General features: G+C 62.2%; 8 protein-coding genes. 6 read left to right on the forward strand and 2 right to left on the reverse strand.

The window, feature by feature from the left end:
- Positions 1-43 precede the first annotated feature (43 nt).
- The gene (locus CQ041_RS24095; protein ID WP_105524985.1) at positions 44-511 is read right to left on the reverse strand and encodes a hypothetical protein; all 468 of its coding nucleotides are present in this window, start codon (positions 509-511) and stop codon (positions 44-46) included.
- 351 nt (positions 512-862) lie between these two features.
- A complete protein-coding gene (locus tag CQ041_RS24100; RefSeq protein WP_105524986.1) occupies positions 863-1,309 on the reverse strand; it encodes a response regulator in 447 nt (148 codons plus the stop codon).
- A 246-nt stretch (positions 1,310-1,555) separates the two neighbouring features.
- Between CQ041_RS24100 and CQ041_RS24105 the strand changes: the two genes are divergently transcribed.
- The 6 genes from CQ041_RS24105 (at position 1,556) to CQ041_RS24130 (ending at position 9,493) form a co-directional block, all read left to right on the forward strand.
- Entirely contained in the window at positions 1,556-3,478 is a 1,923-nt protein-coding gene (locus tag CQ041_RS24105; RefSeq protein WP_305888144.1) for a putative nucleotidyltransferase substrate binding domain-containing protein, read from the forward strand.
- On the forward strand, positions 3,475-4,182 hold the full coding sequence (locus tag CQ041_RS24110; protein WP_105524987.1) for a PolC-type DNA polymerase III: 708 nt from the start codon (positions 3,475-3,477) through the stop codon (positions 4,180-4,182). The genes CQ041_RS24105 and CQ041_RS24110 overlap by 4 nt, the downstream gene beginning before the upstream one ends.
- A gap of 100 nt (positions 4,183-4,282) precedes the next feature.
- Positions 4,283-4,801: an RNA polymerase sigma factor gene (locus CQ041_RS24115; RefSeq protein WP_105524988.1), complete on the forward strand. Its 519-nt coding sequence runs from the start codon at positions 4,283-4,285 to the stop codon at positions 4,799-4,801.
- Positions 4,798-5,766 carry a FecR domain-containing protein gene (locus tag CQ041_RS24120; RefSeq protein ID WP_105524989.1) on the forward strand — a complete coding sequence of 323 codons (969 nt, stop codon included), beginning with the start codon at positions 4,798-4,800 and terminating at the stop codon, positions 5,764-5,766. Before CQ041_RS24115 ends, CQ041_RS24120 begins: the two co-directional genes overlap by 4 nt.
- 135 nt (positions 5,767-5,901) lie before the next feature.
- Positions 5,902-8,334 carry a TonB-dependent siderophore receptor gene (locus CQ041_RS24125; protein WP_105524990.1) on the forward strand — a complete coding sequence of 811 codons (2,433 nt, stop codon included), beginning with the start codon at positions 5,902-5,904 and terminating at the stop codon, positions 8,332-8,334.
- 64 nt (positions 8,335-8,398) lie between these two features.
- On the forward strand, positions 8,399-9,493 hold the full coding sequence (locus CQ041_RS24130; RefSeq protein WP_105524991.1) for a PepSY domain-containing protein: 1,095 nt from the start codon (positions 8,399-8,401) through the stop codon (positions 9,491-9,493).
- Positions 9,494-9,578: the final 85 nt, after the last annotated feature.

Here is a 9,578-nt window from a genome sequence, read left to right on the forward strand (position 1 = left end):
TGCAAATAAAAAAGGCCCTGATTGAGAAATCAGGGCCTTTTTTTCAAAGGTTGGAGCGGTCAGGAAAGATGTAATCGAACGTTCCCCAACATTTAACCTGATCAGTGCCGCCTTTGCTGACTACTGCATCCGTTATCGTTCCTGTAATCGTGGCAATTTCATCATTTCCTGTTCCGGAAAATACAACCGAAACCTCTACAGTGCCTGATTGAGGAACTGTGTAAGTGTCAAAGGCATTTAAGTAAAACGCGACTTGACTTAAATCTTTGAGAGAAAACTCATTCCGTCCCTCCTTGAGCTCGCCCGGGTAGTGCAAGGCCAGAGCTGCCTCCGTCCCCCCGAAATCGGATATCAGTGTTCTAATTAGGCTATCACTCACTCTGGGGGCTAAGAAGGCTTTCTGCTCCCCGTTAAAAGAGTATTGAATCGTTGCGGAGCCTTTTCCACCTTTCACCTTGGCATGACGTTCTTTGAGCGCTTCTCTAGTCAAGTTTCCGTTCGGCAAGTTCATGATGAGTCTCCTGCTCATGGGTCGAAGCATGGGTCAACGTTTAAGTGACCAGTAAATACTCCGCATTACGTCGCCGCCACTGTGAGAAATGACAGTATCAATGATTGATCGACCAACGGCTTCTATCTCGACCTTCTGATTCGAGAACTCAAAGCGATGAATGATCATGTGAATGAAAAAGCCCCGGTCGAGAGACCGGGGCTTTTTCTTTGGGTTCTGTGGTGACTGTGCGGGCCTCATCGGGGGCAAGCCCCCTCCCACATTTACTGTGCATACACATTGTGATTTGTGAACACAGTCAAAGGTGGGAGGGGGCTTGCCCCCGATGAGGCCCTCAAGGCTGCCACAAGATCAGGAAGCCATCCCCAACTCCCGCTTCACCAGCTTCGCCAACTTCACGCTATCGATCGGCTTGAGCAAAAAATCCACCACACTCAAATGCATCGCATCGATCACGTCAGGCGCCTCGGCGTCCCCCGACATGATGATGATCGGCAGCGCAGCCCGTGTGGATTCACGCACCTGGCGGATCAATTCCAAACCATTGCTGGGGGCCATGCGCAGGTCGGTGATGAGCAACCCGATGGAGCTGCTGGACTGCAACAACGCCCACGCCGCTTCGCCACTGTCGGCGGTCATGCAGCGAATACCGTCCAGCCCCAGGATTTCCGCCAGCAGTTCACGCGCGTCCTTGTCGTCGTCGACGATCAACACCCGTTGCGGCGGTAAATCAGGCTCCAGCATCACGGCGCTCAGCGCCTCGCGCTCGGCATCACTCAAAATATCGTGGTCGGACATACGGTTCTCAGCAGTTCTCATCAATCTCCCAGCACACTCGTCAGACATCTGCGGAAGGGCGAACAATGTGCACTTCGTCGGAAAGTTTGACTAGTGGGTGTTCTACGGGTTTTTGCCGATAGTGATGTAGGGTTTTTCCCTAGGTTTAGCCCATTTGTATCGACCTAGACTTACGTCCAATGGGCACCTGCGGCGCAGGAGCCGACCATGCAGACCGATAACGACAAAAACAATGCGGTCATGGTTATGAGTAAAGCTGATGCCTTCGCCCAGGCGGGGAAAACTGCTGTGTTGCAAAACATCCACGGCACCTTGCAGTTCCTGCAACGCTTCCCGCCGTTCAACCAGATGGAAAACGCCCACCTGGCGTTTCTGGTGGAGCAGTGCCAACTGCGTTTTTTCGGCCCCGGCGAGAGCATCCTCAAGCCGTCGGGGGGGCCGGTCGAGCATTTTTATATCGTCAAGCAGGGCCGCGTGGTGGGTGAACGGCCCGATTCAACCCAAACCACCTTCGAAATCACCACCGGCGAGTGTTTCCCCCTCGCCGCGCTGCTGGGTGAACGAGCGACCCGCACCGAACACAAGGCCGCCGAAGACACCTTCTGCCTGCAACTGAACAAGCCGGCGTTCATCAAACTGTTCGCACTCTCCAGCCCGTTTCGCGACTTTGCCCTGCGCGGCGTCAGCAGCCTGCTGGACCAGGTCAACCAGCAAGTGCAGCAAAAAGCCGTGGAAACCCTCGGCACCCAGTACTCCCTGAACACCCGCCTGGGTGAGCTGGCCATGCGTCATCCGGTCACCTGCAGCCCGCAGACCCCGCTGCGTGAAGCCGTGACGCTGATGCATGAACAGCAGGTCGGCAGCATTGTCATCGTCGATGAACACAAGGCGCCCCTGGGGATTTTCACCCTGCGCGACCTGCGGCACGTGGTGGCCGACGGTGTCAGTGATTTCAGCCTGGCCATCGACGGCCACATGACCCAGGCCCCGTTCTTCCTGACTCCGGACCACAGCGCCTTCGACGCCGCCATCGCCATGACCGAACGCCACATCGCCCACGTGTGCCTGGTCAAGGACCAGCGCCTGTGCGGCGTGGTGTCCGAGCGCGATCTGTTTTCCCTGCAACGGGTGGACCTGGTGCACCTGGCCCGAACGATCCGCAATGCGCCTCGGGTAGACAACCTGGTGGCAATCCGCGGCGAGATCGGCCAGTTGGTGGAGCGCATGCTGGCCCACGGCGCGTCCTCCACGCAGATCACCCACATCATTACCCTGCTCAACGATCACACCGTGTGCCGGGTGATCGAATTGACCCTCGCGGAAAAAGGCGACCCCGGCGTGCCCTTCAGCTGGCTGTGCTTCGGCAGCGAAGGCCGCCGCGAGCAGACGCTGTTCACTGACCAGGACAACGGCATCCTGTTCGACGCCAGGGACGCCGCCGAAGCCGCGACTATCCGTGCCCGGCTGTTGCCGTTGGCGCAGCAGATCAACCAGAGCCTGGCGCTCTGCGGGTTCAGCCTGTGCAAGGGCAACATCATGGCCGGCAACCCTGAGCTGTGCTTGTCCCGCGCCGAATGGGCGCGGCGCTTCGCGGCGTTTATCCGCGAGGCGACCCCGGAGAATCTGCTGGGCTCGAGTATCTATTTCGACCTGCGGGTGGTGTGGGGCGATGAACGTGGCTGCGAACAACTGCGCCAGGGCATTCTCGATCAAGTCGCGGACAACCGGCTGTTCCAGCGCATGTTGGCCGAGAATGCCTTGCGCCAGCGACCGCCTGTAGGACGCTTCCGCGAGTTTGTGCTCAGCCGCAAAGGCGCTGAAAAAGCCACGCTGGACCTCAAGGTGCAAGGCCTCACGCCCTTCGTGGACGGTGCCCGCCTGCTGGCCCTGGCCAATGGCATCCACGCCAACAACACCCTGGAGCGCCTGCGCCAACTGGTGGTCAAGGAGGTGATCGAGCCGTTGGACGGCGCCGCCTATGAAGAGGCGTACCACTTTATCCAGCAGACCCGCATGCAACAGCACCAATTGCAGACCCGCGAGAACCAGCCCTATTCCAACCGCGTCGACCCCGACAGCCTCAATCACTTGGACCGGCGCATCCTGCGCGAATCCCTGCGCCAGGCCCAACGCCTGCAAAGCAGCCTGACGTTGCGGTATCAGCTGTGAGCCTATTCAGCTGGCTACGCACGAAAAAACCCGGGTTGAACGCCGCGCAACAGCAGCGGCTCGCCCAACTGCCCCCACCCGCCGCGCTGGGCAACGACGCCTTGCGCGCCCAGCGCTGGGTAGTGGTCGACCTGGAAACCAGCGGGCTGAACCTCAATCGCGACCAGGTGCTGTCGATTGGCGCGGTGGTGATCGAAGACGGTGCCGTGGATTTTGCGCAGATGTTCGAACGCACCCTGCAACGCGCCGAAACCAAGCTCAGCCCCAGCGTGCTGATCCACGGCCTGGGGCCCAGCGCCATCGCCGCCGGTAGCGATCCAGTGGAAGCGCTGCTGGACTTCATGACGTTTGTCGGCGACAGCCCGCTGCTGGCCTTCCACGCGCCGTTCGACCAGCACATGCTGGGCCGGGCACTCAAGGACAGCCTGGGTTATCGCCTGGCTCACCCGTTCCTGGACGTGGCCGACATCGCCCCGCTGCTGTGCCCCGAGGGGAATATCCGCGAAGCCGGATTGGATGACTGGATCGAGCATTTCCACCTGCACGTGGGCGAACGCCATCACGCCAGCGCCGACGCCCTGGCCACGGCCGAGCTGATGCTTATCCTGTTCAGCCGCGCGCGCCAGCAGCTCATCGACACGCCCCATGCCTTGCAGGAGCGTTTGAACCAATGGAAACGGCGTAACCAGGCGCCATCGTTTTAGCGCCACCACCCGACAGACGCCAATTGCGCCTACCCCACGGCTCTGACACAATCGCGAATAATTATCGTTAGTTTAAACACCCAGTTTATTCGGTGATGCCTTGTCGTCAGTCCAGAATCCCCACAGTGAGCTTGTTGGCGCGTTGTACCGCGACCATCGCGGCTGGCTGCTGGCCTGGCTTCGACGCAACGTCGCCTGCCCGAGCCGCGCCGAGGACCTGAGCCAGGACACGTTCATGCGCCTGCTGGGCCGCGATGAGTTACGTGAGCCCCGCGAGCCACGGGCGTTCCTGGTCGCCATCGCCAAGGGCCTGCTGTTCGACTACTTCCGCCGCGCCGCGCTGGAACAGGCCTACCTCACCGAACTGATGCTGATCCCGGAAAGTGAACACCCCTCGCCGGAAGAACAGCAACTGATCCTCGAAGACCTCAAGGCCATCGACCGCCTGCTCGGCAAGCTCTCGAGCAAGGCCCGCGCAGCCTTCCTCTACAACCGTCTCGATGGCATGGGCCACGCAGACATCGCCCAACGCCTGGGGGTGTCCGTGCCCCGCGTGCGCCAGTACCTCGCCCAAGGCATTCGCCAGTGCTACGTCGCACTGTATGGCGAGCCGCAGTGAGCCTGGTCAGTTCCAGACCCGTTTCGTCCCGCGTGCTGGACGCCGCGATTGCCTGGCAACTGTCCCTGGATTCGGGCGACGGCAGCCCGGTCGAGCGTGAAGAGTTCGACAAGTGGCTGGCCAGCAACGATGAGCACGCTCGCGCGTGGCGCCAACTGGGCATGCTCGACCAGCGTTTCAGCGCGGCCTCGGGCCCGGCCCGCGTGGCGCTGATGCAGTCGCGCGACGGCATTCGCCAGCGCGTGCGCAAGCTGGGCAGCGGCCTGGCCAGCATCGCACTGGTGATTGGCCTGGGGCTGTTTGCGGGCGAGCGCTACGTGCCGATCCACTACTGGCTGGCCGACCAGCGCACCGCCACCGGCGAACAACGCACGGTGAAACTGGCCGACGGCACGCTGATCAACCTCAATACCCACAGCGCCATCGACGTGAAGTTCGATGAACAACGCCGGCTGATCGTGTTGCAGGAGGGCGAAATCCTCGTCGAAACCGGCCACAACGATGCGCGCCCGTTCTACGTGCAGACCCGCGACGGCAGCCTGCGGGCGCTGGGAACGCGGTTTATCGTCAGGCGCGAAGACGACGCCACGCGCCTGAGCGTGCTGCAATCGGCCGTCGGCGCGCAGCCCGGGACGACGCAGCAGGAACAGATCTTCAAGGCCGGCCAGCAAGTGCTGATGCGCAGCGACGGCCTCGGCCCCGCGCTGGCCGTCACCCCGGCCACCGACGCGTGGACACGCGGCATGCTGGTGGTAGACAACGCACGGCTGGGGGACGTGGTGGCGGAACTCAGCCGCTATCGCACCGGGCATCTGGGCGTGGACAAGGACGTGGCAGACCTGCGGATCACCGGCAGCTTCCCGCTGCGTGACACCACACTGGCGCTGAATGCGCTGCTGCCGACGTTGCCGGTGCAGATCGAGCAGCATACGCCGTGGTGGGTGACTGTTAAGGGCAAGCCTTGAGCTTTGGACTGCCTTTGCCTGCGATGAGGCCCTGAAGAACGGCCCGGAAAAAATAGTTTCATCCTGCCCTATCACTTTTTGATTCTCGTTCGGCTCCTAGGCAATTGCGAAATATTTCCATTCAGGAGCCGCCTCATGTCCCGCACGCTCGACACCCTGTTGCGCCCCAGCCTGTTAGCCATGGCCATCGCCCTCAGCGCCCCGCTGGTCAGCCCGGTGCTGATCGCTGCCGAGCAGGCGTCCAGCGTGCGCGCCTACAACCTGCCAGCCGCGCCGCTGGCCAGCACGTTGAACCAGATCGCCAGCCAGGCCGGCATCGCGCTGACCCTCAGCCCGGCACTCGCCGCCGGCAAGACCTCGGCGCCGGTCCAGGGCCAGTTCGACGCCCCGGGCGCACTGCGTGAAGCCCTGCGCGGCACCGGCCTGCAGCTGGAACAGAGCAGCGCGGGCAGCTACACCCTGGTGGCGGTGCCGGAAGGCGTGATGGCGCTGCCGGTGACCAACATCACCGGCCAGGAAGGCAACCTGGAAAGTGCCTGGGGCCCCGTGGAAGGCTACCTGGCCACGCGCACCGCCGCCGGCACCAAGACCGACACCGCGCTGGTCGAGGCGCCGCGCTCGATCTCCGTCGCCACCCGCCAGCAGATGCAGGACCGCAACGTGCAGAACCTGGATGACGCGGTGAAGTACATGCCCGGCATCGTGTCCGCCAGTTACGGCAGCGACACCCGCTACGACTGGATGCGTGTCCGCGGCTTTGAACCGACCCAGTTCCTCGACGGCCTGCCGCTGCCGCGCGGTGTGTACGCCAATCCCAAGGCCGAGACCTGGAACCTCGACCGCATCGCCCTGCTGCGTGGTCCGGCGTCTTCGGTGTACGGCCAGACCCCGCCGGGCGGCCTGCTGGACATGGTCAGCCGCCGCCCCAGCGAAGAGTCCAGCCACGCCATCCAGGCGCAGTATGGCAGTGACAACCATCGCCAGATCAGCTTCGCCAGCACCGGCAAGATCGACGATGACGGCCAGTTTCTCTATGGCGTCAGCGGCGTGGTGCGTGACTCCGGTACGCAGGTCGATCACATTGACAACAAACGCTACAACATCGCGCCGAGCCTGACCTGGAACATCGACACTGATACCAAGCTCACACTGCTGTCGCAGTTCACGCGGGACGATACCGGCACGACCAGCCAGTTCATGCCGATCCAAGGCACCAAGATCAAGTCGCCGCTGGGTGACATTTCCCACCACAAGAACCTCGGCGACCCGGACTACGAGTTCTACGACCGCACTTACTACGCGCTGGGCTATGCGTTCGAACACCGTTTCAACGACACCTGGCAGTTCAAGCAGAACCTGCGTTACACCAAGTCGGAACTGGACTTCCGGCAGTTGACCGTGGGGTCTTATGCATTCTCCCCAGCGAATGCCGCGGGCGACATCAGCCGCTCGACCACCAACGTCAACGAAAGCATCGGCCAGTTCGCCGTGGATAACAACTTCCAGGCCGACTTCGCCACGGGCGACGTGATCCACACCCTGCTGCTGGGGCTGGACCACCAACGCACCGATACCTCTTTCCGTACCATCTACGGCACCGCGTCGAGCATCAACATCTTCAACCCGGTCAACACCACACCGACACTGCGCCCGGTTGGCGTCACGCCGTATTACGACTACAACCAGAAAACCGTGCAGACCGGCCTGTACGCACAAGACCAGATGGCGCTGGACAACTGGCGCCTGACCCTGGGCGGCCGTGAAGACTGGGTGCACCAGGGCACCACCTACTTCAACAAGCAGGACGCCACCAACACCGACCGCAGCAAGAACTTCAGCGGCAACGCGGCCTTGAGCTATGTGTTCGACTCCGGTTTTGTGCCCTACCTGTCCTACGCCGAGTCGTTCCAGCCGGCGAGCAATGCCAGCGTCGACCCGCTGTTGTCGTACAAGCCCACCGAGGGCAAACAGTGGGAACTGGGGATCAAGTACCAGCCGCCAGGCTCCAGCACGCTGTTGAGTGCCGCGGTGTATGACCTCACTCAGAAAAACGTGCTGGTCACCAGCTTCTTGCCCGCTGGCGGTTCCGTCACCGACCAGACCGGCGAAGTCAAGGTCAAGGGCCTGGAGTTGGAAGCCGTGTCGGACGTGACCGAGAACCTCAAGGTAATCGCCTCCTACACCCTGGCCAAGACCGAAGTGCAAAAAGGCCAATACAAGGGCAACCGCCTGCAATTGATCCCCAACCAGCAAGCGGCGCTCTGGACCGACTACACCTGGCACACCGGCATTCTCGACGGTTTCGGCATCGGCTTCGGCGCGCGCTACACCGGCAACACCTATGGCGACCAAGCCAACACCTGGGCTGGCAAAGCCAACGCCTACACCGTGTTCGACGGTGCCGTGCATTACGACCTCGGCCGCCTCGACAACGCGCTCAAGGGCGCCTCGCTCAAAGTCAACGCCACCAACCTGTTCAACAAGGATTACCTGTCTACCTGTGACGGTTCCTACTGCTACTTTGGCGACGAGCGCAGCGTGGTGGCCAGCGCCACCTACCAGTGGTAATCGGCTGAGTTAACCGCCAGGCCGCCCCCGGTGGGCGGCTTTGGTGTGTCTGAAGGTTGAAAAAATGAAAAGCAAAACCATCCGCCGCTGGTCCTTCGTCCACACCTGGACCAGCCTGGTGTGCACGGTGTTCCTGCTGCTGCTCGCGCTGACCGGCTTGCCGCTGGTGTTCCATCACGAAATCGACCACCTGTTGGGCAATGAGCCGCAACTGGCGCAGATGCCCGCCGACACGCCCCGGCTCAACCTGGAACAGTTGGTGGCCAAAGCCCAGGCCCATCGCCCCGGCGAAGCCATGCAGTACCTGGCGTGGGACGAGGATGACCAGAACGGCGTGATCGCGATCATGGCCGCCACCGCCGGCACCGAGCCCAACCTGTCCCACACCTTCATGCTCGACGCGCGCAACGGGGAGGCGGTGGAGATGCCATCCGCGAATGGCGGCTTCACCCTGTTCCTGCTGCGCCTGCACGTGGACATGTTCGCCGGCCTGCCCGGCAAGTTGCTGCTGGCGTTCATGGGCATTCTGTTCGTCGTGGCGATCATCTCGGGCACGGTGCTGTACCTGCCGTTCATGCGTCGCCAGACGTTCGCCACCGTGCGCCAGGACAAATCCACGCGCCTGCGCTGGCTCGACCTGCATAACCTGATCGGCGTGGTCACCCTGACCTGGGCACTGGTGGTGGGCGTGACCGGCGTGATCAGCGCCTGTGCCGACCTGATTATCGCCGCCTGGCGCCAGGACAGCCTCAGCGCCATGATCGAGCCCTACAGGAACGCCCCGCCCTTGACCCAGCGCGCGCCGGCAACTGAACTGCTGAGCATCGCCGCCAAGGCCGCGCCGGGCATGGAGCCGGACTTCATCGCCTTCCCCGGCACGCGGTTTTCCAGCGAACACCATTACGCGGTGTTCATGAAAGGCAGCACCCACCTGACCTCCCACCTGCTCACCCCGGTGCTGATCGACGCCAGCACCCTGGCCGTCACCGCGATCGCCGAACGGCCGTGGTACATGGACGCCATGGGCATGTCCCAGCCGCTGCACTTCGGTGACTACGGCGGCATGCCGATGAAGATCTTGTGGGCGGTGCTGGATGTGCTGACCATCATCGTGTTGGTCAGCGGGATTTACCTGTGGATCGTCAGGCGCAGAACATGAAGCCAAGGCAGTCGAGTTTCTGGAAGGTGTTTGCGATTCCGCTGGGGATTGGCGTGCTCAGTGCGGCGGGGTTGTTTGCGGCGTT

Origin of the sequence: Pseudomonas sp. MYb60 (assembly GCF_002979555.1) — a bacterium.
GTDB lineage: Bacteria > Pseudomonadota > Gammaproteobacteria > Pseudomonadales > Pseudomonadaceae > Aquipseudomonas.

Coding starts and splice junctions, on each gene's coding strand:
- CQ041_RS24130 (WP_105524991.1), top strand. CDS start 8,399: ATGAAAAGCAAAACCATCCGCCGCTGGTCCTTCGTCCACACCTGGACC.
- CQ041_RS24095 (WP_105524985.1), bottom strand. CDS start 511: ATGAACTTGCCGAACGGAAACTTGACTAGAGAAGCGCTCAAAGAACGT.
- CQ041_RS24125 (WP_105524990.1), top strand. CDS start 5,902: ATGTCCCGCACGCTCGACACCCTGTTGCGCCCCAGCCTGTTAGCCATG.
- CQ041_RS24105 (WP_305888144.1), top strand. CDS start 1,556: ATGAGTAAAGCTGATGCCTTCGCCCAGGCGGGGAAAACTGCTGTGTTG.
- CQ041_RS24100 (WP_105524986.1), bottom strand. CDS start 1,309: ATGTCCGACCACGATATTTTGAGTGATGCCGAGCGCGAGGCGCTGAGC.